Source organism: Janthinobacterium violaceinigrum (assembly GCF_009208555.1).
Lineage (GTDB): Bacteria > Pseudomonadota > Gammaproteobacteria > Burkholderiales > Burkholderiaceae_D > Janthinobacterium > Janthinobacterium violaceinigrum.
Genome location: NZ_WFLI01000121.1, coordinates 1 through 366, shown reverse-complemented (window position 1 = coordinate 366; position 366 = coordinate 1). Strand labels below are relative to the sequence as shown.

Sequence of the window (366 nt, the reverse complement as noted above, 5' to 3'; positions counted from 1 at the left end):
TAACAAGCCTGACGATAACCTACTTTCACACTGGTTGCAGCACTATCATCGGCGCAAAGTTGTTTCACGGTCCTGTTCGGGATGGGAAGGGGTGGGACCAACTTGCTATGGTCATCAGGCATAACTTTTTCAACAGCCTGCTCCCAACGGGGCAGCAAACCATCTGATCTGAGGAGGCGAATTATATAGTAATTTGCCTGAAGGTGGGGCCAAAAGTGGGGGTTTTATCGCGACAAAACCGCCAGACGAAAAAAAACCCCGCCATTGCTGACGGGGTTTTCTTCTACTGCGAATAACAAGCCTGACGATAACCTACTTTCACACTGGTTGCAGCACTATCATCGGCGCAAAGTTGTTTCACGGTCC

1 rRNA gene is annotated in these 366 nt (G+C 49.5%); it reads right to left on the bottom strand.

Annotated elements, in window-relative coordinates:
* Positions 1-6: 6 nt before the first annotated feature.
* Positions 7-119 (bottom strand): 5S ribosomal RNA (rrf, locus tag GCN75_RS28900).
* Positions 120-366 lie beyond the last annotated feature (247 nt).